The organism is Secundilactobacillus folii (assembly GCF_009720675.1).
Lineage (GTDB): Bacteria > Bacillota > Bacilli > Lactobacillales > Lactobacillaceae > Secundilactobacillus > Secundilactobacillus folii.
In genome coordinates this window covers 61536-84869 of sequence record NZ_WNJO01000004.1, presented here as the reverse complement: position 1 = coordinate 84869, position 23334 = coordinate 61536, and the positions used below count along the sequence as shown (strand labels likewise).

Here is a 23334-nt window from a genome sequence, read left to right as displayed (position 1 = left end):
TAATTACGCAATAAGTTTATTACTTTCTACCTTTACGACGAACAATAAACTTGTTTGAACGAGCTTTAGTAGAACGTGTCTTCTTACCAATAGTCTTCTTACCCCATGGTGATAATGGTGATGGACGACCGATAGGTGCTTTACCTTCACCACCACCATGTGGGTGATCGTTAGGGTTCATTACTGAACCACGAGATTGTGGCCGCTTGCCAACCCAACGGTTACGTCCTGCTTTACCGACGTTGATTAATTCGTGTTCTTCGTTACCAACGATACCAATGGTTGCACGGTTAACGCCTAATACCATCCGAACTTCACCAGAAGTTAAACGGACCATGGCGTACTTGCCCTCTTTACCAAGTAATTGAGCACCAGCACCAGCTGAACGAACTAATTGGCCACCCTTACCAGGCTTTAATTCAATATTGTGAATTGTAGTCCCAATTGGAATGTTTTGTAATGGTAATGCATTACCAACTTTGATATCAGCATCGGGTCCTGATTGAACTTGATCGCCAACCTTAAGTCCCTTAGGTGCTAAGATGTAAGCCTTAGTTCCGTCAGTGTACACAAGTAAGGCAATGTTAGCTGTCCGGTTTGGATCATATTCAATCCCTTTAACTGTGGCAGAGACATTATCTTTATTACGCTTGAAGTCAATGATCCGGTACTGAGTCTTATTACCGCCGCCACGATGACGAACTGTTTTGTGACCGTAGTTATTACGGCCAGCGGTGTGACTCTTTGATTCTAGTAATGACTTTTCAGGCTTTGACTTCGTAATTACTTGACTGTAGTCAAGGCTAGTCATATTGCGCCGACCATTACTGGTTGGTTTATATACTTTAATCGCCACGTTGATTCCCTCCTACATTAATGATGGTTATTCTTCACTGAATAACTTAATTTCTTCTGAGTCAGCTGAAAGCGTGACAATCGCTTTACGACGCTTCTTAGTATAGCCTTCGTAACGTCCTTGTCGCTTCAACTTACCTTTGAGATTCATAATGTTAACTTTAACAACTTTAACATCGAAAATCTCTTCAATTGCTTTTTTAACTTGTGTTTTCGTAGCGCGTACGTCAACATCAAAGGTATAACGCTTATCGTCAAACAAAGCAGTAGATGCCTCTGTAATGACTGGGCGTAAAATAATATCGCGTGCTTCCATTATGCGAGCACCTCCTCGATTTGAGAAAGAGCAGCTTGGGTCAACACAAGTTTGTCACTATTGATGACATCTAATACGTTGATACCCTTGGCATTGATAACCTTAACGTTAGCTAAGTTACGTGCTGCCAATTCTGCATTGTTATTGTCTTCCTCAAGAACCACTAAAGTCTTTGTTGAAACGTTCAAACTAGCCAATGATTGAGCAAATTCCTTAGTCTTTGGTTGATCAAATTTGAAAGCATCAACAACTACTAATGAACCGTCAGCGACCTTCTGAGAAAGGACTGACTTCAATGCTAAGCGAGTAACCTTCTTTGGAAGGTGATAGGCATATGAGCGTGGGGTCGGACCAAATACAGTTCCACCGCCAACCCATTGTGGCGAACGAGTTGAACCTTGACGAGCACGACCGGTACCCTTTTGACGCCAAGGCTTCTTGCCACCGCCACGAACAGCGCTACGGTTCTTAACCGCATGTGTTCCCTGACGTTGTGAAGCACGTTGCATTAAAACAGTATCGAAAACGACGTGATCATTTGGTTCGATTCCAAAAATAGCATCGTTTAAAGTGACATCACCATTTTGACTGCCGTCTTGCTTAAATAATGTAACACTAGTCATTTACGTTTCCTCCTTTCTTATTTCTTAGGTGCGCGAACGGCACTCTTAATTTCAACGAATGATTTGTTGGCACCAGGAACATTCCCGCTGATCAATAAAACATTGTTTTCAACGTCTGCGCGAACAACTTTTAAGTTTTGAATCGTCCGCGTGTTGTTACCCATCCGGCCTGGTAATGGCTTACCTTTAAAGACCCGGTTGATAATTGCACCTAATGAACCTGGACGACGATGGTAACGAGAACCGTGACTTTCTGGTCCACGGCTTTGACCATCTTTATGAACGTTGCCTTGGTAACCATGACCCTTTGTTGTACCAGTGACATCAACATATTCACCGGCATCAAAGATGTCTGCCTTAACTTCATCTGCTACTTTGTAATCTCCCAGCTCAACATCTCTGATTTCATGAATGAAGCGCTTAGGAGTCGTGTTTGCTTTTGCTACATGACCTTTTTCGGGTTTGTTACTTAAAACATCGCGCTTATCTTCATAGCCTAATTGAATTGCATTGTAGCCGTCGTTTTCAACCGTCTTAACTTGTAATACAACGTTAGGAGTGGTTTCAATTACAGTTACTGGGATCAATTCGCCGTTATCAGTGAAGACCTGCGTCATCCCGACTTTTTTACCTAAGATTCCTTTTGTGGTCATGAGTACACCTCCGATATAATGTAATTTATTGTCTTGAATCTAGAATTATAATTTGATTTCGATATCCACACCAGAAGGCAGGTCTAACTTCATTAATGAGTCGACCGTCTTAGGTGTTGGGTTAACAATATCGATTAACCGTTTGTGCGTGCGCATTTCAAATTGTTCACGCGACTTCTTAAACTTATGTGGTGAACGAAGCACCGTGTAAATCGTACGTTCCGTTGGTAACGGAATAGGACCAGAAATTTCTGCACCTGTACGTTTTGCAGTTTCAACAATCTTTTCTGCAGATTGATCAAGAATGCGGTGTTCGTAAGCCTTCAAACGGATACGAATTTTTTGTTTTGCCATTGGATTCCCTCCTTACGTCTATTTTAAAAATAAGACTAACTCCGTGAAAATTACCGCCACGCCCCGTGGCAAAGCGGCCGGGCGTGCCGCAACCTTTCACATCATCGCTTTGCTATGCAAATTCAGGGCAGGGTTATCCCCCCCTGAAATTCAGCACCTATCTATAATACTAAATAAAACGCGGCTTGACAAGGATTATCGAGATGTTTTTTAAATTTCTCCTTTTCAACGCGACAAATACCTGCTATCAACTCGTGAGAAATATTTTTTCTTCTATAATATTATGTATCAAAAAATCGTTGCAAAAATGCAACGACTTTTTTAAGACTATTCAGCAGCTGGTGTGCCACCGTTTTTCTTAATGATTTCAGCTTGAATTGACTTCGGCACTGCTTCGTAGTGATCAAAGGTCATTGTAAAGGTACCGCGACCTTGTGATGCAGAACGAAGAGTAGTGGCATAACCGAACATCTCTGCCAGTGGCACGAATGAATGAATCATTTGTGCATTGCCACGTGCTTCCATACCATCAACACGTCCACGACGAGCAGTTACTTGACCCATGATATCACCCATGTACTCTTCAGGTACAAGAATATCAACCTTCATGATTGGTTCCAAGATAACTGGGGCAGCCGTTTTAGCAGCATTACGTAGAGCTAATGATGCGGCAACTTTGAAGGCTGCTTCACTAGAATCGACTTCGTGATAACTACCATCGTATAACTTAGCTTTCAGGTCAATTAATGGATAACCGGCAAGGACACCGTTTTCCATTGATTCTTTAACACCTTGTTCAACAGATGGAATGTATTCACGCGGAACAACACCACCAACAATGGCATCTTCGAATTCAAATCCTTTACCCTCTTCGTTAGGCGTGAATTCAATCCAAACATCACCATATTGACCTTTACCACCTGATTGACGAACGAATTTACCCTGTGCAGAAGTTTGTTTCGTGAAGGCTTCACGATAGGAAACTTGAGGGGCACCAACAGTAGCTTCAACCTTAAACTCACGACGCATACGGTCGATGATGATATCCAAGTGAAGTTCACCCATCCCAGCAATCAAAGTTTCACCAGTCTCAGGATTAGTTTCAGCCCGGAAAGTTGGGTCTTCTTCTGAAAGTTTTTGCAAGGCGTTGTTCATCTTATCTTGGTCAGCCTTAGTCTTTGGCTCAACAGCAACCTGAATAACTGGTTCAGGAAATTCCATTGATTCCAAGTGAAGTGGGTGATCAACATCGGTCAAAGAATCACCAGTGGTGGTGTTCTTTAAGCCGATAGCAGCGGCAATATCACCAGAGAAGACTTCTGGAATCTCTTGACGGTGATTCGAGTGCATCTGCAGCAAACGACCAACACGTTCACGCTTGTCCTTGGTAGCATTCAATACATATGAACCCGATTCCAAGGTACCTTGGTAAACCCGGATAAATGTCAGACGACCAACGTATGGGTCTGTGGCAATCTTGAATGCTAAAGCAGCAAAGCTGGCATTATCATTAGCCTTCAATTCAATGTCTTCGCCAGTTTCAGGATTGGTAGCTTTGTATGGCTTAACGTCCAATGGTGATGGTAGATAGTCAACAGTGGCATCCATCAACATTTGAACACCCTTGTTCTTGAATGCAGAACCGGCGAGAACTGGGAATAATTCAAGGTTCAAGGTAGCTTTACGAATCGCAGCCTTTAATTCAGCAACTGGAATATCTTCACCTTCAAGATACTTTTCCATAATACTGTCATCAACGTCAGCAATCTCTTCGATCATTGCGTCACGACGCTTTTCAGCTTCAGCCTTGTATTGTTCAGGAATATCAACGGTATCCCATTCAGAACCAAGTTCATCTTCGTCATAAATATCAGCCTTCATATCAAGCAGGTCGATAACCCCTTCAAAGTTGTCTTCAGCACCGATTGGCATTTGAACAGCAATTGGGTTAGCTTGGAGACGATCCTTGATTGATTGAACTGAAAAGTCGAAATCGGCTCCAATCTTATCCATCTTATTAACGAAAACGATCCGTGGAACATCATAGTCGGAAGCTTGACGCCAAACGGTCTCAGTTTGGGGTTCAACACCGGCTTGGGCATCCAAGACCGCAATCGCACCATCAAGCACACGCAGTGAACGTTCAACTTCAACGGTAAAGTCCACGTGTCCTGGGGTATCGATGATGTTGATACGGTGGCCTTTCCATTCAGCCGTTGTAGCAGCTGAAGTAATCGTGATACCACGTTCTTGTTCTTGTTCCATCCAGTCCATTTGTGAAGCACCATCGTGGGTTTCACCAATTTTATGGATCTTACCAGTGTAATACAGGATCCGTTCAGTGGTGGTAGTTTTACCAGCATCGATATGTGCCATGATCCCGATGTTACGGGTCTTTTCTAGTGGAAAAGCTCGTGTATTTGCCATGTTAAATCTGTAACTCCTCTCAGTTAAATGACATTGTCATAAAAGGGATGGCTAAATTAAGACTCAATTATAGCCATCCCGAAAACTTCACTATCAACAATTTAGCTAGCTTGTGGCGTAGCCCACCGTAGTGGTGCTGACAGCAAGTAAATTTGCAAATTACCAGCGGTAATGAGCAAATGCACGGTTGGCATCGGCCATTCTGTGTGTATCTTCACGTCTCTTAACTGATGCACCAGTATTGTTGGCAGCATCCATAATCTCACGTGCTAACCGTTCAGTCATTGTGTGTTCCCCACGTGAACGTGAGTACTGAACGATCCAACGAAGGCCTAAAGTTGAACGACGGTCTGGACGAACTTCAATCGGTACTTGGTAGTTAGAACCACCAACACGACGAGCCTTAACTTCCAGAACCGGCATTACGTTCTTCATTGCTTCGTCGAATACTTCGACAGGATCGTTGCCAGTTTCCTTCTTAATTAAATCAAATGCACCATAAAGAATCTGTGATGCAGTGCCTCGCTTACCATCTAACATCAAGTGGTTGATTAAACGGGTAACCATCTTTGAGTTGTAGATTGGATCAGGAAGGACTTCACGTTTTTGAACGTTTCCTTTTCTTGGCATTACTTAATATCCTCCTTGTTGAAACTAGTGTTTAGTCTTATTCTTTAGGTTTCTTAGTACCGTACTTGGAACGGCTTTGACGGCGGTCTTCAACACCGGCAGTATCCAAAGCACCACGGATAATGTGGTAACGAACACCAGGTAAATCCTTGACACGGCCACCACGAATTAAAACAACACTATGCTCTTGAAGGTTATGACCAATACCAGGAATGTAGGCAGTCACTTCAATTAAGTTAGACAAGCGAACACGTGCATACTTCCGCAAAGCTGAGTTAGGCTTCTTTGGTGTCATCGTACCGACACGAGTTGCAACACCACGTTTTTGTGGTGCAGGATTACTAACTTGCTTCTTCTTAAAACTGTTATACCCATAGTTCAAAGCTGGGGCATTTGATTTAGAACTTCTAGATTTACGACCTTTACGAACCAATTGGTTGATTGTAGGCATCTAAGAGTCCTCCTTCCTTTTTCTAGTTTATTTTAAGTCCACACATCCAGGTGATTCATTTTCGGGTAAAAATAAAAGCGGATGCTGATTCTTTATCGTGCTATGTTTTCCGTCAGCATGTCTGCAAAGCAGAAACCGGTCTACAAAAAGCACCTTTAAAAGAATACCACGCATGGTTGTTTAATGTCAACGATAACCACGATACATTCGCGAATAATTTACAGCCGCTTGCAAACATCCACGGAAGTTCTGCCGTATTTATCTACGAGGTGAAAAAATGTTAATATTACAATTTATTTTAGGCGCCACACTAGGATCATTCTTTTACGCCAGTTACTCACGCCGACTGGTTGGGCAAAGCCTTTTAACCCCCGCCCGTTCGAAGTGCGACTCATGTGATGAGACCATTGAATGGTACCATTTATTACCCATTCTTTCATATATTATACTCCATGGACACTGTAAATGGTGTGGTCAAAGAATTCCTAAGGCAACTTTATTGGCCGAGATTTACTTTGCGTGTCTGCTAGTTTGTTGGCAGCCAACACTACCCAGTACACTTGATCTGATTGCTGGTCTGATTCTCTTCTTTGCTGCCATCAGCGATAATCGATACATGGCCTTCCCCGCAATTTATTGCTGGTTATTAATGATGGTCTCGGCGGCTGCCAACCTCTTAAACGGTTCGCCAAATTCAGCCATAATCTTGGTGGTCCTCTTATGGTTCGCCCTCCAATTTATTGATATAAACAATCGATACGTTGGCGCTGGCGATTTAGATATCTTACTAAGCCTATTTATCCTTCACGGATTAAATGCACTCGGGTGGCTGTTACTTTTAAGCAGTGCCTTCGCCCTAGTTACTAGTCTAGTTATCAAACAGCGGCGCTTGGCATTTGTCCCCTTTATGGCGCTTAGTTATCTTCTTGAACTCGGGTATCAGATACTGACGTAAAAGCCAGCGTGATAGAATTCGCAGATTGCAAAAATACCACTCGTTTTTTCACTCAAGATTTAGTATCTATCTAACAACGATTACCTTGCTTAAATCGGTTCAAAACTCAGATTGCGAGCGCCTAACGATACAAAAAGTGGGTTCCCCCAAGTTCAGGGGGAACCCACTTTTCAATCACAATACTCTGTGATCCAAATGAATTTTGTTACATTCTCTTTTTTAAACCAAATTACTTAGCGTCTTCTTCTTTCATCCGGCGTTCCAACTCGTTGATCGAGTATACACCATCAGTGGAAGTGCCACCAACTTCCTTTGGTTTGATCTTACGGTAGTTAGGCATCCCAGTACCAGCTGGAATGATCTTACCAATAATCACGTTTTCCTTCAGGCCAATCAGTGGATCATTCTTGCCACGGATAGCGGCATCGGTCAAGACCCGAGTAGTTTCCTGGAATGAAGCGGCTGACAAGAAACTATTAGTTTCAAGGGCTGCCTTAGTAATTCCGAGGATAACTGGACGAGCCGTAGCTGGTGTACCACCAGAAATCAGAGACTTGTAGTTATGATCCTTGAAGTCCTTGATATCCATTAAAGTACCTGGCAAGACGTCGGTATCACCTGGATCCATAATCCGAACTTTACGAAGCATCTGACGAACCATGATCTCAACGTGCTTATCCAAGATAGCAACACCTTGCATTCGGTAAACCTTTTGAACTTCATGCAAGAGGTAGTTTTCAGTGGAAAGGACATCTCGAACCCGGATCAATTCCTTAGGATCAACAGAACCTTCGTTCAGTGCTGCCCCACGGTGAATAAAGTCGCCTTCAGTCACACGTAGACGGGCATTGATTGGCAAAGTATAACTACGAGTATCGGCTTCACCTTTGATTGTAATTTCCTTCGTCCGTTCTGCCGGATTCTCTTCGATTGATTCAACAGTCCCAGTAACTTCAGTAATCTCAGCTTTACCTTTAGGGTTCCGAGATTCAAAAATTTCTTGAACACGAGGAAGCCCTTGGGTGATATCTTCGTTACCAGCAACACCACCGGTATGGAAGTTACGCATGGTCAATTGAGTCCCTGGTTCACCAATTGATTGAGCAGCAACAGTACCAACTGCTTCGCCAATTTCAACTGGATCACCGGTAGCAACGTTTCGACCGTAGCAACGTTCGCAAACACCGTGTGCCGTGTTGCAAGTGAAGACCGAACGAATCGTAACCTTTTCAATGCCAGCATCAACGATCTTTTGTGCGATGTCTTCATCGATCATTTGGTTTCTGCCAACGATTTCGTCACCAGTCTTAGGATCATGAACAGCCTTCATTGCGTAACGACCAAGAATCCGGTCATACAATGGTTCAATCATTTCGTTACCTTCTTTGATAGCGCTAATGGTTAAACCACGGTCGGTACCACAATCCTTCTCACGGACGATAACATCTTGCGCGACATCAACCAAACGACGGGTCAGATAACCTGAGTTGGCCGTCTTTAAGGCAGTATCAGTCATTCCTTTACGAGCACCGTGAGTGGAAATGAACATTTCCAAAACGGAAAGTCCTTCACGGAAGTTCGCAGTGATCGGCAGCTCCATGATTTCACCATTTGGAGCGGCCATCAAACCACGCATCCCAGCAAGTTGAGTGAAGTTTGAAATGTTACCACGAGCACCAGAATCACTCATCATAAAGATTGGATTTTGACGATCAAAGTTATGAATCAGCTTATCTTGCAGATTATCCTTAGCATCGTTCCAAACGCCGATAACTCGCTCGTAACGTTCGTGGTCGGTAATTAAACCACGACGAAATTGCTTGGTAATCGTTGCAACCTGTTTGTGTGCTTCATCAATAACTTGTGGTTTATCAGGCACTTCGGTAACGTCGACGATTCCGACGGTTAGGCCAGATTGAGTCGATTCGTCATAGCCTAAGTCCTTCATCCGGTCAAGTAGCAGTGATGTTTCAGTCACTTTATACTGCTTGTAAACTTCCGCGATAATATCACTCAAGAAGCCCTTCTTGAATGGCAAAATCAACTCCGCATTCTTCAGATAATCATGAATATCTTCACCCTTATCCAAGAAATACTTGTCAGGCACATAACCGTTTAGATTCGTGCTCGTTGGCTCATTCAAGTATGGGAATGATTTCGGTAAAATATTATTGAAAATTAACTTTCCAACGCTAGTAACCAAAATCTTACTCTTTTGTTCGTCAGTAAATGGCTTGCCCTTCAAAGAAGAAGTTTGAACACCAACACGAGAGTGCCAGTGAACTAACCCATTACGATAAGCAATAACGGCTTCGTTCATATCTTTAAAGATCATGCCTTCGCCTTCACGGCCGGCTTCTTCCATCGTTAGATAATAGTTACCAATAACCATATCTTGAGATGGTGTAACCACTGGTTTCCCATCCTTTGGTGCCAGAATATGGTGAGCTGCAAGCATCAGCAAACGTGCTTCAGCCTGTGCTTCATCAGATAGTGGAACGTGGATCGCCATTTGATCACCATCAAAGTCGGCATTGTAAGCTTCGCAAGCTAATGGGTGAAGCCGCATTGACTTCCCACTTACCAGTACTGGTTCAAAAGCTTGAATCCCTAACCGGTGAAGTGTAGGTGCCCGGTTCAGCAAAACAGGGTGTTCCTTGATAACATCTTCCAAAACGGAGAAGACATCGTCATCTTGACGGTCGATCTTTCGCTTAGCATTCTTAATATTAGAAGCTAACCCACGACTGACCAGTTCCTTCATGATGAACGGCTTGAAGAGTTCCATTGCCATTGGCACTGGTAAGCCCATTTGGTTCATCCGTAGTGAAGGTCCAACATCGATAACTGAACGACCAGAGTAATCAACACGCTTACCAAGTAAGTTTTGACGGAATCGCCCTTGCTTACCTTTCAACATGTGTGACAACGACTTCAGTGGCCGATTGCCTGGGCCGGCAACTGGACGTCCACGACGCCCGTTATCGATCAAAGCGTCAACAGCTTCTTGTAACATCCGCTTTTCGTTTTGAACAATGATACCGGGAGCATGCAGATCCAATAACCGCTTGAGACGATTATTCCGGTTAATTACCCGACGGTACAAATCGTTCAAATCAGAAGTGGCGAAACGGCCCCCTTCCAACTGTACCATCGGCCGTAGGTCAGGTGGAATGACCGGAATAGCATCCATGACCATCCACTCCGGCTTATTACCAGAAGTGACGAAGGCTTCCAAAATGTCCAAACGACGAACGGCACGCGTCCGTTTTTGGCCAGTAGCTTCCTTCAATTGTTCCTTTAATTCTGAAACTTCCTTATCCAAATCAACGTCGCGCAAGAGTTTCTTAATGGCTTCAGCGCCCATTTCAGCGGTAAATCCATTGCCATATTCGGCTTTCTTGTCACGATATTCACGTTCTGAGAGTAACTGCTTCTTTTCAAGTGGTGTGTTGCCTGGTTCCAACACAACGTATGATGCAAAGTAGATAATCTCTTCAAGTGAACGAGGGCTCATGTCTAAGACAAGGCCCATCCGACTTGGGATACCCTTGAAGTACCAGATGTGAGTAACTGGGGCAGCTAATTCAATGTGTCCCATCCGTTCACGACGAACTTTTGAACGGGTAACTTCCACGCCACAACGGTCACAAACAACACCCTTGTAACGAATTCGCTTGTATTTTCCACAAGCACATTCCCAATCTTTAGTTGGACCAAAGATCCGTTCATCAAACAGTCCGTCTTTTTCTGGCTTCAAAGTTCGGTAGTTTATGGTTTCAGGCTTCTTAACTTCGCCATAAGACCAACTCCGAATCTTGTCCGGCGATGCAAGTCCAATTTGCATGCTTTCGAACTTATTGACATCGACCAATGGATCGACCTCCCTTTAATTAATCCTTAGCGTTAGTGTTAGCTTCATCTGTGTTCGTATTTGCTGCTGGGGCTTCTTGATTCTGCTCAGCGGCCTTCTTTTGTTCTTCTTGTTGCTGTGCGAATTTACTCAAAGCGTCAACGTTAACAACGTCATCATCTTCATCGTCCATGTCGCGCAACTCAATTTCTTTCTTATCGCTGCCCAAGACCTTCATGTCCAGACCCAGTGATTGTAATTCCTTAACCAACACACGGAAGGATTCAGGAACACCCGGCTTCGGAATTGGCTCGCCTTTAACGATGGCTTCATACGTCTTCACACGGCCAACAACGTCATCTGACTTATAAGTCAAGATTTCTTGCAGCGTGTAAGCAGCACCGTAAGCTTCAAGAGCCCAAACTTCCATTTCACCAAACCGTTGGCCACCAAATTGTGCTTTACCACCAAGTGGTTGTTGTGTAACCAAGGAGTATGGTCCAATTGAACGAGCATGAATCTTATCGTCAACCATGTGAGCCAGCTTCATATAGTGCATGACACCAACCGCGATCCGCTTGTCAAATGGTTCACCGGTACGACCATCATAAAGAACGGTCTTAGCATCGTCAGCCATACCTGCCTCTTTAACGGCTGCCCAGATATCTTCATCCCGAGCACCATCGAAGACAGGAGTTGAAATGTGAATGCCTAATTTACGTGCAGCCATGCCCAAATGGATCTCAAGCACTTGACCGATATTCATACGAGAAGGCACACCCATAGGACTCAGCATAATGTCAATTGGTGTCCCATCTGGCATATAAGGCATATCCTCTTCAGGAATCACAACTGAAACGGTCCCTTTGTTACCATGACGGCCTGACATCTTATCACCAACTTGCAGCTTCCGCTTTTGAGCGATGTAGACACGAACCATCATGTTAACACCAGGTGATAATTCGTCACCATTTTCACGGGTGAAGATCCGGACGTTTTGGATAATACCGCCACCGCCATGAGGTACCTTAAGTGACGTATCACGAACTTCACGGGCTTTTTCACCAAAGATGGCGTGCAACAGCCGTTCCTCAGCAGATAATTCAGTCACACCTTTAGGCGTCACCTTACCAACTAAGATATCACCATCATGCACTTCAGCACCGATCCGAATAATCCCTTCTTCATCCAGGTTCTTAAGTGCATCTTCACCAACGTTAGGAATCTCACGAGTGATCTCTTCCGGTCCTAACTTCGTGTCACGTGCTTCGGATTCATATTCTTCAATATGAATTGACGTGTAAACATCGTCCTTAACTAATCGTTCGCTAATGGCGATGGCATCTTCGAAGTTGTAACCTTGCCAAGTCATGAAAGCAACTAACGGGTTTTGACCCAATGCCAATTCGCCGTCTTCCATCGATGGTCCATCAGCCAAAACTTCATCAACATCAACATGGTCGTTGACCTTAACGATTGGCCGTTGGTTGTAGTTCTTACCACCGTTAGAACGTTGGAACTTCATTAACTTGTAAGTGTCTAATGCGCCGTCTTCACGACGAACTCGAATCTGACGAGCATCAACGTACTCAACAGTCCCTTCATGTTTACTCAACAGAGCAACACCAGAGTCATGAGCAGCTTTATATTCGATACCAGTACCAATTAATGGTGAGTGAGGGTCAAGCAACGGAACGGCTTGACGCATCATGTTCGCACCCATCAAAGCACGGTTAGAGTCATCGTTTTCCAAGAAAGGAATGCAGGCCGTAGCGACCGAGACAACTTGCTTTGGTGAAACGTCCATGTAATCGATGTTATCAATACTGGTTTCAATGTTTTCTGACTTGGCACGCGCCATAACCACGTCATTCACAAACGAACCATCATCGTTTAACGGTGAGTTAGCTTGCGCAACAACGTAATTATCTTCTTCGTCGGCCGTCAAATAATCGATCTTATCAGTAACTTTATGAGTCGTCCACGAAACACGACGGTATGGTGTTTCAATGAACCCATACTTATTGATTCGAGCATAACTGGACAAACTGTTGATCAGACCAATGTTTGGACCTTCAGGCGTTTCGATTGGGCACATCCGACCGTAGTGGGTATAGTGCACGTCACGAACTTCGTAACCAGCACGATCACGAGTCAAACCACCAGGGCCAAGGGCTGAAAGCCGACGCTTATGCGTTAGTTCACCCAATGGGTTCGTTTGATCCATGAATTGTGATAGTTGTGAAGAACCAAAGAATTCCTTAATGGAAGCAACCACTGGTCGAATGTTGATCAATTGTTGAGGAGTCACTGTCGCAGCGTCTTGAATCGACATCCGCTCACGGACAACCCGTTCCATTCGGGATAAACCGATTCGGAATTGGTTTTGCAGCAACTCACCAACGGAACGAATTCGACGATTACCCAAGTGGTCAATGTCATCAGTCGAACCAATTCCATCTTGTAAATCGAAGAAGTAATTGATTGAAGCTAAGATATCAGCAGGAGTAATGTGCTTGTATTTTAAATCAATGTGACCATTACCGATCACTGGAATTGCACGCTCTGGATCATCAGGCGATTGTACCAAAATGGTCTGAAGTGTAATTGGTTCAGTGACGACCGCTTCATCAGATGGTGTATAGGTTACCGTCTTGAAATCATCACGGTCAAGGTAAGGTGTTAAGGTCTTCAGGCGATCTTTATCGATCACATCGCCCTTTTGTGCCAAGACTTCACCAGTATCTGGGTCAGCCAAGGTTTCAGCCAAAGTTAAACCGAGCAAACGATTCTTTAAAACGAGCTTCTTGTTAGTCTTGTAACGGCCAACTGGCGCCATATCATAGCGCTTCGGATCAAAGAAACGAGCAGTCAGTAAACTACGAGATGAATCAGCAGTCTTAGGCTCACCGGGACGTAGACGTTCGTAAATATCCTTCAAGGCCTCTTCAACACGAGAGTCTTCGGTATTCTTATGAACATCCTTTTCCAGAGTTGCTTGCAAGCTGTCGTTATCGCCGTACATTTTAAGAATTTCATCGTCAGAGCCAAAGCCCAATGCCCGAACAAGTTCAGTCATTGGAATCTTACGGGTCCGGTCAATACGAACGTAAGAAAGACCTTTCGCATCGGTTTCAAATTCCAACCATGCACCCCGGTTAGGAATGACAGTTGCACCGTAAACCGTGCGGCCGTTCTTATCAGTCTCTTCATTATAATAAACGCCAGGAGAACGGACTAATTGAGAAACGATAACCCGTTCGGCACCGTTAATAATAAACGTCCCTTGTTCCGTCATCAGTGGAAAATCGCCGAAGAAAACATCTTGGGATTTAATTTCACCAGTCTCATGATTGGTCAACCGTAAAGTGACGTGTAATGGTGCCGAAAAGTTGGCATCGTGCTCTCTTGCTTCGTCAACGGTATATTTTGGTTCCAGTAACTGGTAATCAACGAACTCTAATGAAAGATTTCCTTGGAAATCTTCGATGGGCATAATGTCATCGAACATGTCCCGAAGGCCTTCATCAAGAAACCATTGGTACGAATTTTTTTGAATCTCAATCAAGTTAGGAAGGTCTAAAACTTCCTTAATTCGTGCGTAGCTTCTGCGGGTCCGGTGCTTGCCATATTTAACCAAGTGTCCTGCCAAGTTGTTCACCTCTCCATTAAATTCAGTGGGCTGAAACCAATGTTACAGTTTGATTACATTTCAGAAGAAAACGCATTCTTCACTGTTTTATGGCAAAAAAAATCCAAAAATAAGAATAATTTCTTACTTTTGGTTTTTATGAGAGCCGTTACGGACAATAGATCGCAACCACTCATTTCAGTTCACAGTTACATACTGCAAGTAGTATACCTACTTCATATTCAATTGTCAAACGGTTAGTCTTCACTTGATGTTAAGCCGTGCAGAATCATATCCAGTAATAGGCGAATATGTTGCTCCTGGGTCATTTCCACCCCGCCAATGCTGTGGAAGCGACTAAACAGCGGGCTCAAACTAGTGATGTAAAATTCCGCAGCTTCCTTCGGTTCTAAATGGTTCCGCAAATGCACATCATCACTCTTGAAAAAATTCTCAATTGGCGTCAAATAATCGACTTGGAAAAGCATGCCAAGTTGCCGCATATTTTCCGGCTTCAACTCAGAAAAACTAGAATGAATGACCGTAAAAATGTCTCGAGGATGCGTATCGGTCAGCACTTGCGTGATGCGTACCAATCGTTCATCCGCCTCAATCTCAGTTTTCTGCGCATTGATAGCGTCGATTCGTTGTTTGATAGAACCCCCAACCGTATCGATGACTTGCAAAAAGATCACTTCTTTATCCTCAAAGTGATGGTAAAGTGCCGGCTGAGTGATGCCAACGGCTTTTGCGATGTCACGAGTTGACGTGCCAGAATATCCCTTAGTAAGAAAAAGGCTTCGCGCTGCATCTAAAATTGCTTGGTGAGTCCTTTCAAGCTGTACTTCTCGTTTCAATCTCCAACTATCCCTTCTATTTCACCGTACACCGTAAATTAATCTGAATACCAGTTTAACACGAAATTACTGATAACGGTACCAGAACTACACTTAATCAGCATGAAAGCCTGACTTGTTCAGCTTCCTAGTCTCCGGCACCGGAATTAAAAAAATGAGTTCGGTCTCAGCCAAAACTCAGCTAAAACCGAACTCATTAATTTACGTGTTGAATACTATTTACTGCCTACTGGCTGATTTGGATTAGTCTTCGGTTTCTCTGGTTCCTTTACACTGACCGTGATGTTTCCATGAGAAGCACCTAACGTAACCTGATTGCCAGCTTGAATCTCGCCTGAAAGTAAGGCTTCACTCAGCCGATCTTCAACCTTCGTTTGCAATGCCCGCCGAATTGGCCGGGCACCATATTCTGGGTCAAAGCCTGCATCGGCGATCACATCAATGGCAGCTGGAGTGACTTTGACGTGAATGCCTTGGTCGCTGATCCGTTGAATAACGGTTCTAGCCATCAGTTTGACGATTTGGTGAAGTTCCTTCTTCTTAAGCGCGTGGAAAATCACGATTTCATCGATTCGGTTCAAGAATTCAGGACGGAAACTCTGCTTCAACGTATCCCGAATGGTATCGGCCATTGCCGTGTAGTCGCCACTCTTGTCCTCAGCACCAAATCCAACGGTCTTCTCATCACGAAGACGGGTAGCACCCAAGTTAGAAGTCATGATCAAAATCGTGTTACGGAAGTCGACCTTGCGACCCTTGGAATCGGTCAAGTAGCCATCATCAAGAACCTGAAGCAACAGGTTGAAGACGTCTGGATGAGCTTTTTCAACTTCATCAAACAGCACAACTGAGTATGGCTTTTGACGAACCTTTTCAGTCAACTGACCACCTTCATCGTAACCCACATATCCTGGTGCTGACCCAATCAACCGACTAGTCGAATACTTCTCCATGTACTCACTCATGTCGACCCGAATCATGTTGTCTTCAGAACCAAACATTGCTTCGGCCAGAGCCTTTGCAAGCTCAGTCTTCCCAACCCCAGTAGGGCCAAGAAACATAAATGAACCAATTGGACGATTAGGATCTTTCAACCCGGAACGAGCCCGCCGAATGGCCCGAGAAACAGCTGAAACGGCTTCCTCTTGACCGACGACTCGTTTATGCAAAATACCTTCCAAGTTGATCAAACGTTCCTGTTCCGTTCGTTGCAACTGGGTGGTTGGAACACCAGTCCACTCTGACACAACTTCGGCAACGTCTTCACCGGTAACGTTCAAACTGTATTTATCACCCGACTCGGACTGCTTTTCAGCTTTTTTATCCAGCTTATCCTTCAATGCAATTTCTTGTTCACGAAGCTTAGCCGCCTCTTCAAAACGCTGATCCAAAATAGCAGCTTCACGCTGGTCTGACAAGTCTGACAACTTAGCTTCCTGCTTTGACTGCGTGTTCGGCTTGTCCATTTGGCTGATGCGAACCTTAGCTGCAGCCTCATCCATTAAATCGATCGCCTTGTCTGGCAAGTACCGGTCTGAAATATAACGCGATGATAGCTTGACAGCTTGGTCCAAAGCCTCATCAGTAATGTTAGCCTTGTGGTGTTCTTCGTAACGAGGACGCAGACCCTTAAGAATCTCAACTGTTTCGTCTTCCGTAGGTTCGTTGACCTGAACCGTTGCAAATCGACGTTCCAAAGCAGCATCGGACTCAATGTACTTCTGGTATTCATCTAGAGTAGTCGCACCAATCGTCTGCAGTTCACCACGTGCTAAAGCCGGCTTCAAAATATTAGAGGCATCAATTGCACCTTCAGCACCACCGGCACCGATCAAGGTATGCAGTTCATCGATAAACAAGATGACCTGGCCATCGTTATAGATTTCTTCAATGACCTTTTTTAGTCGGTCCTCAAATTCACCACGGTACTTAGTGCCTGCAACTAATGAGCCCATGTCGAGCGCCATCAACCGCTTTTCCTTCATATCTTCTGGCACGTCACCCTTAACGATCCGTTGGGCCAAGCCTTCAGCAATCGCCGTTTTACCAACCCCTGGTTCACCAATTAAAACCGGGTTGTTCTTAGTCCGACGACTTAAAATCTGAATCACACGACGAACTTCTCGATTCCGGCCAACCGTTGGATCCATCCGGTCATCACGAGCAAGCTGTGTTAAATCACGCGCCAGTGAATCAAGCGTTGGCGTGCCACCCTGCGTCTTGCGGGCGCGTTGATTACGCCGCTTATCCTGAGTCTCTGTTACCCCGAGCTTACGCAAAATAACTTTGCGAGCCTGGGCTAAATCAATGTTTAAATTCATTAAAATTCGTGAAGATAGAATCGTCTCATCACTGAGCAGTGCCAGCAACAAGTGTTCCGTACCGATCTTAGTGGCGCCAATTCGTTTGGCCTCTTCACCGGCAACAGACAGCATGTCCTTTGCCTTCGGTGAATATGGCAAGTAAGTGTCCTTATCAACGTTGTTTAAAGTACCGTAGCCGGTAAAACGTTCAATTTCTTCACGGACATCATCTTCGCTAATGGAGAATTGCTGCAAAACCTTATTGGCAATTCCATTCTTTTCAATAGTGAGTGCTAAAAGTAAGTGCTCTGTGCCGACCGCTTGGTGTTTAAAGTACTTCGCCTGATCTTGAGCTAAAGCCAAGACGCTCTTTGCACTGGGGGTAAAAAGGTTATCCATATCAATTCCTCACTTTCCTAGCTCTCGTAACGTAAATGTTTCAAGATGCTGACTAATATCCGCGCTCTCAAGCCGTTCTCTTCTGCACGGTTGTCCATCTGCAGAGTTTCTCTACTAATAATGGTCAAAATAATGTTAGCCTCTCGCCGACCAATAACGCCACTTTCGTAAAGCCCCTGAACGACGGCGTAACCATCTCTTTGTCCAATTGAATCACCAATCGTTTCAATTAAGGAGTCTAAAACATCGGTATCATCTAACAAGTTAACTTTTTCGATCCGAATATATCCGCCACCGCCACGTTTACTCTCCACCAAATATCCATTTGACAATGTAAAACGTGTTTTGATAACGTAATTTATCTGTGATGGGACCACGTTGAATAGATCCGCAACTTCAGATCGGCGAATTTCGACGTGCTCGGTGTCCGATAAAATCTCTTTGAGGTACTGCTCAATAATATCGGAAATATTTTGATTTTGCACGCTACTCCCTCCATTCACCAACTCAGCAATCTACTTTGACTAATGTTGACTTTCATTATACGAATGTTTGGTGAAAATGCAAAGGTTTAGGCTTTAATTTGTTTCATGAAACCGCAAATAGTTCTACAAAACGAAATTGCTAACTATTTAGAATCTAAAGACTCAACTGAATAATTGCTGGTTACCCGTACAACTCTATTATAAAACATTGGTCAACTTATTTTGCTGGAAATGATTGAGAAAGGTTGGACTTTTGGTGTTAAAACTCAAAAATAACTGCTATCACAATCTGTGAAAGCTAGTTTATTGCTTACCAAATGCCTGTAGAAGTCTTGCCGTATACAAAACATCCTGAGCATAGTCCGAAATCCGGACACTTTCGTTCGGCGCATGCGGTCCCGAACCAGACCAATTAGCGCCGACTGCCACGATTGGAACCTGCACGGCATCATAGAATGGGGCTTGTGGCCCGCCGCCAGCAGCGTTTGGAACTAACGCTACGTGGTCACCGTACACTTCATGCGCAACCGTTGCGGCCTGCTGAATAAATGAGGCGTCAAGGTTTGAGCGAAACGGTTGCTCACCGAGTAGAAACTGAAGCTTAACGTCAGGAAACCCGTTTTTGACCAGTTGGGCAGCAACTAGCTCAGCGATGTGCTGCGGCTCTTGACCCGGTACCAAACGACAATCTAGCTTAGCCTTAGCAAACTTTGGGATAACGGTCTTAACACCATCACCTTCATAGCCTGAAGTAAGGCCATTGATGGTCATGGTAGGTTCATTCACAATTGCCATTTTCGGGTCAGTCGAAACGAAGGGGCGCTTTAATCCCCACGCTTGCTTGGTTTTCTCCCCGTTAAAATGCATGTCGTGAACAGCTTGCTGCTCAGATAGCGTCAGTGGTTTAATGTCGTCATAAAAACCATCTACAAGAACGTGATTATCTGCATCTCTCAACGAAGCGAGTGCTTTAGTCAGCCGCCAGGCCGCGTTATCCGCATAAGCTGCCAACGATGAATGCAGATCAACATCGGCGGTGCTAACCGTCAGTTCAAAGCTAACAATGCCCTTCACGCCACAAGTAATGGCGAAGTCCTCATTGGCATCTTTACCACCAGTCTCCCAGACGAGCGCATTCGCCCTCAAATCAGCCGCATGAGCCGCGGTCATCTGATCAACGTGCAAACTGCCAACTTCTTCTTCGCCCTCAACGATAAACTTCAAATTACACGGTAAACCGCCGGCATTTTGCAAAGCTTTAACTGCTGACAGACGGGCCATTAATTCACCCTTATCATCCGCTACACCCCTAGCGACGTATTTGCCGTCAACCTCGGCCAGATCAAACGGTTTGGTCTGCCATTCGTCTAAGGGTTCCGGCGGTTGAACATCATAGTGGTTATAAAACAGTAATGTTTTATTGGCATTGCCTTGGGGACCTGCCGAAAAAGTGGCAAATACAAATGGATTGCCCTCGAACTCGTCGAAAATCTGAACTATTGCACCCAGAGCTTCAAAACTCTGCTTTAAAAACGCGACGGTCTCGTTAATACCCCGATGCTGAGCCGAGACCGTTTCAATATGTAAATAATCGGCTAACCGCTGATAATCATCACTCAACGCTTGGTTAACTGACACTGCTAATGATTGATCCATCCCTTAACACTCCCTCTCAATCGACGTGATTAAACGTCTTATGAGGATTATATTAGAATTCGGTTAGAGATGTCAATTAGCTGAGAGATCTTTTCGTGATCACTGAGCGGAAATCAAGCAATTTGCCAGCTCATAATCCAAAATTGACAATGATTGAATTCACGGCTCTTAGTCAGTCCGTGTGCAGGTAAACGATCAAAAAATCGCTAGCTGTAATCCTCATACTACGAGAGATGACAACTAGCGATTTAATTTAAAAGCTCAATCTCAATTGCGTCGACGCCGATAGATCGCAAACGCACCGAAGCTTAACACACCGAGTGCACTTAATACCCACCCAGTGGCTAAACCAGGTACATGATAAGTTAAATTGATTCGGTTTTTGCCCGTTCGCAGTGGAATCGTCATAAAGTTGTTCAAGGCCGGACTGACCTTAACTCGACGACCATTGACGGTGGCGTGCCAACCAGAATCGTAAGGGATCGAAGCGTAAAGATATTTATCCTTACTGTTAGTCCGCGTCACAGTGCCTGTGATCGAATTCCGCTTGATTTGGGGTTTAAATCCAGTCTGGGCTGTGACTAGCGAGTGGAAACGATTCATGTCCAAATCAACAACGTGCACCTTACTGAAGACACTAGCATTTTTAGCGGAAATTCGAATCGTTAACTTCCGGTTAGCCGCATAATTGCCTAAGTTCACAAGGTAGGTATTATTGACAGTCCCCATGATGTTAAGCGGTTTGCCATTCACAATGATGCTGGAATTATTGATCATTGTACTCTTAGAATCGAGGTAAACAGGACCGCTAACTTTGGTTTTCACTTGGAAGGCATACGGATGGCGACCAGTCTTAGTAATAACGGGACTTGCTGATTTTTGACTCTTTTTTAAACCAAGAAAGTAAGCTTTTTGACTTGGTTTGATGGCTTGTAAAATAGTTCTTAAATTAGTTAAAATGGCCTTTTTATGCAGCGTCAGCTGTTTGAACCGGCTGGATACAGGGAAGCCCATTCCAATATAATTGGGATTCTTGGTGACGCCAGTTTGAGTATTGACCTCATAGCGGACACCTAACAGAAAGGCTGACACACTTGTTAAACCTAAATTACTAATTCGGCGTGCATTTTTACTGTAAAGCCCCAACGATTTCAAACTCTCGCGGGTCTGTTCGTTCATGGTCGAGTCATACTGCTTAATACCATTAAAATTATAGAGTAAGGAGTCATTATAGCCCGAGTAAGCTGTCCCTTTAAACGAATTGGGCAACGACCGGCCAGTAAAATTAGTTCGGTATAACGCTTGTGAGCTTGGTAACTGAGTAAACAGTTTGCTTTCCTGCGCGATGTCAGTCTTGTAACCGGCTTGATTACCCAATGGTGCGTGCCGCAGCTCGTAGCCAAAATTAAAAATACTTTCGCCCATCACTGTCGCTAACACACCCAGAGTCAACATGTTTTGCCGTTTGGCTCTGACAAAAATCAAGCTACCGGCAATCGCCACAACAACTAAATTAACTAACAAAACTGCAGCTGAATTTGGCTGATAGCCGTAATGTCTGGCAAGACCAAATGCACTGGGGCCATTTTTAGCTAATCGTAGATAAAGAAAGCCGGAAATTAGTAATAACTGAGTGCCGACCACGATACCAGCCTGTTTAGTTTTTGACAACATTCTGGGGTTCGCAATCCAAGCCTCATAAGCTAGAGTAATCGCAAGAAAGCTCACTAAAAAAGCATCTCGGAAAGGTGACCCCGCAGGTTGATGGAACATGTGCCAAGCGGTGTTCAGTGGCTGAATAAACATTGACAACAGCATAATGATAAAGACCGTCAGCGCTGCTTTCTTTTTTCGACTGTCAATGGTTTTATTAACGAAATAACTGAACACTAACAAGGTCAGCGTTAGGGTAATAAAAATTGCTGGCGCGTGACTGAGTCGATTCGTATAATTTTCGCTGCCACTGCCTAATTGAGAAACGATTTCCCAGCCAAACATCGGCCGCAGTGCAAATTCCGCAGCTACAGAAGCCACTTTTGCGGTTTTGAGCATGCCCATTAAAGTTGGCAGTAAAATCGCCATACTTGAGAACACGCTCAAACCTTCAGTCACCACGAAATCGACTGACATACGCGAGCGGAGCGATTCGTGTCGCACATACCTGACGTAAATAAAATAGATCAGAGTGAAGATGCCAGTGATGTAACCCAGATAATAGTTGGAAAGAAGGCTCAAAGTTAACCACACAAAAAGCCGTATTTTGCCAGACTTTTCGTCAAGTCGATCGATGCCATCCGCAATCAGTGGCAGGTAAATCAGACTATCTAACCACATAATGTTGAGGTAGTCGGCCACGATGAACCCGCAAAGGCTAAAGGCAACGCCAAAAATTACGGCGCTCCAGCGACTTTGACCAGTATGTTTAGCCAAGAAATAAGTCATTGTCGCTGAGATACAAGCCATTTTAAGCATAAAAATCAGGGTAATGATCGTTGGAATGTGACTTGTTGAAACTAGTAAGACTAATAAGTTAAACGGACTCATGAGGTAGTAAGCCATCATGGGAACCATGTTCTCACCGACACCAAACGTGAAACTGAAGGTCTCAAAGTGCCCGCCGAGGAAAATATGACGAAAGTAAGTCAAAAATTGGACGTATTGTGCCGACATATCTCCCACAAGTAAATTATTTGAACCAAACGGCGTAATTCGATAGTAACCAAAGATAACTGTCAAACAGACAATTGTCAGAAGACCCGCAAGTATCATCTTTGAACTTAATTTTTGTAAACGTGCCATAGTATTTCTCCGTTCCATTTCTTTATAGATACCAGCATAGTCGTGTATACCAGAATGAAATACAGGGTAAAATAGTGAAACTTCTGA

The 23334-nt window shown here is 44.2% G+C and carries 16 protein-coding genes; 1 reads left to right on the top strand and 15 read right to left on the bottom strand.

Annotated features, from left to right (window positions below; all coding sequences use genetic code 11):
- Positions 1-19 precede the first annotated feature (19 nt).
- The 8 genes from rplB to rpsL form a co-directional block, all read right to left on the bottom strand.
- Positions 20-856 (bottom strand): 50S ribosomal protein L2, encoded by an 837-nt coding sequence (gene rplB, locus GM612_RS04410; protein WP_343031797.1) that lies wholly within the window; start codon positions 854-856, stop codon positions 20-22.
- Between the two features lie 27 nt (positions 857-883).
- On the bottom strand, positions 884-1171 hold the full coding sequence (rplW, locus tag GM612_RS04405) for a 50S ribosomal protein L23 (RefSeq protein WP_155431177.1): 288 nt from the start codon (positions 1169-1171) through the stop codon (positions 884-886).
- The gene (gene rplD, locus GM612_RS04400; protein ID WP_155431176.1) at positions 1171-1794 is read right to left on the bottom strand and encodes a 50S ribosomal protein L4; all 624 of its coding nucleotides are present in this window, start codon (positions 1792-1794) and stop codon (positions 1171-1173) included. The genes rplW and rplD overlap by 1 nt, the downstream gene beginning before the upstream one ends.
- A gap of 17 nt (positions 1795-1811) precedes the next feature.
- Positions 1812-2447: a 50S ribosomal protein L3 gene (rplC, locus tag GM612_RS04395; RefSeq protein ID WP_155431175.1), complete on the bottom strand. Its 636-nt coding sequence runs from the start codon at positions 2445-2447 to the stop codon at positions 1812-1814.
- 45 nt (positions 2448-2492) lie between these two features.
- A complete protein-coding gene (gene rpsJ / locus GM612_RS04390; protein WP_054709151.1) occupies positions 2493-2801 on the bottom strand; it encodes a 30S ribosomal protein S10 in 309 nt (102 codons plus the stop codon).
- A 327-nt stretch (positions 2802-3128) separates the two neighbouring features.
- A complete protein-coding gene (gene fusA / locus GM612_RS04385) occupies positions 3129-5228 on the bottom strand; it encodes an elongation factor G (RefSeq protein ID WP_155431174.1) in 2100 nt (699 codons plus the stop codon).
- 159 nt (positions 5229-5387) lie between these two features.
- Positions 5388-5858 carry a 30S ribosomal protein S7 gene (gene rpsG / locus GM612_RS04380; RefSeq protein ID WP_155431173.1) on the bottom strand — a complete coding sequence of 157 codons (471 nt, stop codon included), beginning with the start codon at positions 5856-5858 and terminating at the stop codon, positions 5388-5390.
- Positions 5859-5895: 37 nt separating this feature from the next.
- Positions 5896-6309, bottom strand: a complete 414-nt coding sequence (rpsL, locus tag GM612_RS04375; protein ID WP_155431172.1) for a 30S ribosomal protein S12 — start codon at positions 6307-6309, stop codon at positions 5896-5898.
- Positions 6310-6586: 277 nt separating this feature from the next.
- Here rpsL and GM612_RS04370 point away from each other — a divergent pair, with 277 nt between their 5' ends.
- Positions 6587-7264 (top strand): prepilin peptidase, encoded by a 678-nt coding sequence (locus tag GM612_RS04370; RefSeq protein ID WP_155431171.1) that lies wholly within the window; start codon positions 6587-6589, stop codon positions 7262-7264.
- A gap of 229 nt (positions 7265-7493) precedes the next feature.
- Here the strand turns inward: GM612_RS04370 and rpoC are convergent, their stop codons facing one another.
- From rpoC to GM612_RS04335, 7 genes are all read right to left on the bottom strand, one after another.
- Positions 7494-11138 carry a DNA-directed RNA polymerase subunit beta' gene (gene rpoC, locus GM612_RS04365; protein WP_155431170.1) on the bottom strand — a complete coding sequence of 1215 codons (3645 nt, stop codon included), beginning with the start codon at positions 11136-11138 and terminating at the stop codon, positions 7494-7496.
- 19 nt (positions 11139-11157) lie between these two features.
- Positions 11158-14778 (bottom strand): DNA-directed RNA polymerase subunit beta, encoded by a 3621-nt coding sequence (gene rpoB / locus GM612_RS04360; RefSeq protein WP_343031796.1) that lies wholly within the window; start codon positions 14776-14778, stop codon positions 11158-11160.
- 227 nt (positions 14779-15005) lie between these two features.
- Complete coding sequence (locus GM612_RS04355; RefSeq protein ID WP_155431168.1) at positions 15006-15605, bottom strand: TetR/AcrR family transcriptional regulator; 600 nt, start codon at positions 15603-15605, stop codon at positions 15006-15008.
- A gap of 215 nt (positions 15606-15820) precedes the next feature.
- Positions 15821-18307 (bottom strand): ATP-dependent Clp protease ATP-binding subunit, encoded by a 2487-nt coding sequence (locus GM612_RS04350; RefSeq protein WP_155431167.1) that lies wholly within the window; start codon positions 18305-18307, stop codon positions 15821-15823.
- 17 nt (positions 18308-18324) lie between these two features.
- Complete coding sequence (locus GM612_RS04345) at positions 18325-18792, bottom strand: CtsR family transcriptional regulator (RefSeq protein WP_343031795.1); 468 nt, start codon at positions 18790-18792, stop codon at positions 18325-18327.
- Between the two features lie 303 nt (positions 18793-19095).
- Positions 19096-20448: a M20/M25/M40 family metallo-hydrolase gene (locus GM612_RS04340; protein WP_155431165.1), complete on the bottom strand. Its 1353-nt coding sequence runs from the start codon at positions 20446-20448 to the stop codon at positions 19096-19098.
- A gap of 267 nt (positions 20449-20715) precedes the next feature.
- Positions 20716-23247 carry a YfhO family protein gene (locus GM612_RS04335; RefSeq protein ID WP_173021222.1) on the bottom strand — a complete coding sequence of 844 codons (2532 nt, stop codon included), beginning with the start codon at positions 23245-23247 and terminating at the stop codon, positions 20716-20718.
- Positions 23248-23334: the final 87 nt, after the last annotated feature.

Coding starts and splice junctions, on each gene's coding strand:
- rpsL (WP_155431172.1), bottom strand. CDS start 6,309: ATGCCTACAATCAACCAATTGGTTCGTAAAGGTCGTAAATCTAGAAGT.
- GM612_RS04370 (WP_155431171.1), top strand. CDS start 6,587: ATGTTAATATTACAATTTATTTTAGGCGCCACACTAGGATCATTCTTT.
- fusA (WP_155431174.1), bottom strand. CDS start 5,228: ATGGCAAATACACGAGCTTTTCCACTAGAAAAGACCCGTAACATCGGG.
- rplW (WP_155431177.1), bottom strand. CDS start 1,171: ATGGAAGCACGCGATATTATTTTACGCCCAGTCATTACAGAGGCATCT.
- GM612_RS04335 (WP_173021222.1), bottom strand. CDS start 23,247: ATGGCACGTTTACAAAAATTAAGTTCAAAGATGATACTTGCGGGTCTT.
- rpsG (WP_155431173.1), bottom strand. CDS start 5,858: ATGCCAAGAAAAGGAAACGTTCAAAAACGTGAAGTCCTTCCTGATCCA.
- rplD (WP_155431176.1), bottom strand. CDS start 1,794: ATGACTAGTGTTACATTATTTAAGCAAGACGGCAGTCAAAATGGTGAT.
- rplC (WP_155431175.1), bottom strand. CDS start 2,447: ATGACCACAAAAGGAATCTTAGGTAAAAAAGTCGGGATGACGCAGGTC.
- GM612_RS04350 (WP_155431167.1), bottom strand. CDS start 18,307: ATGGATAACCTTTTTACCCCCAGTGCAAAGAGCGTCTTGGCTTTAGCT.
- GM612_RS04340 (WP_155431165.1), bottom strand. CDS start 20,448: ATGGATCAATCATTAGCAGTGTCAGTTAACCAAGCGTTGAGTGATGAT.
- rpsJ (WP_054709151.1), bottom strand. CDS start 2,801: ATGGCAAAACAAAAAATTCGTATCCGTTTGAAGGCTTACGAACACCGC.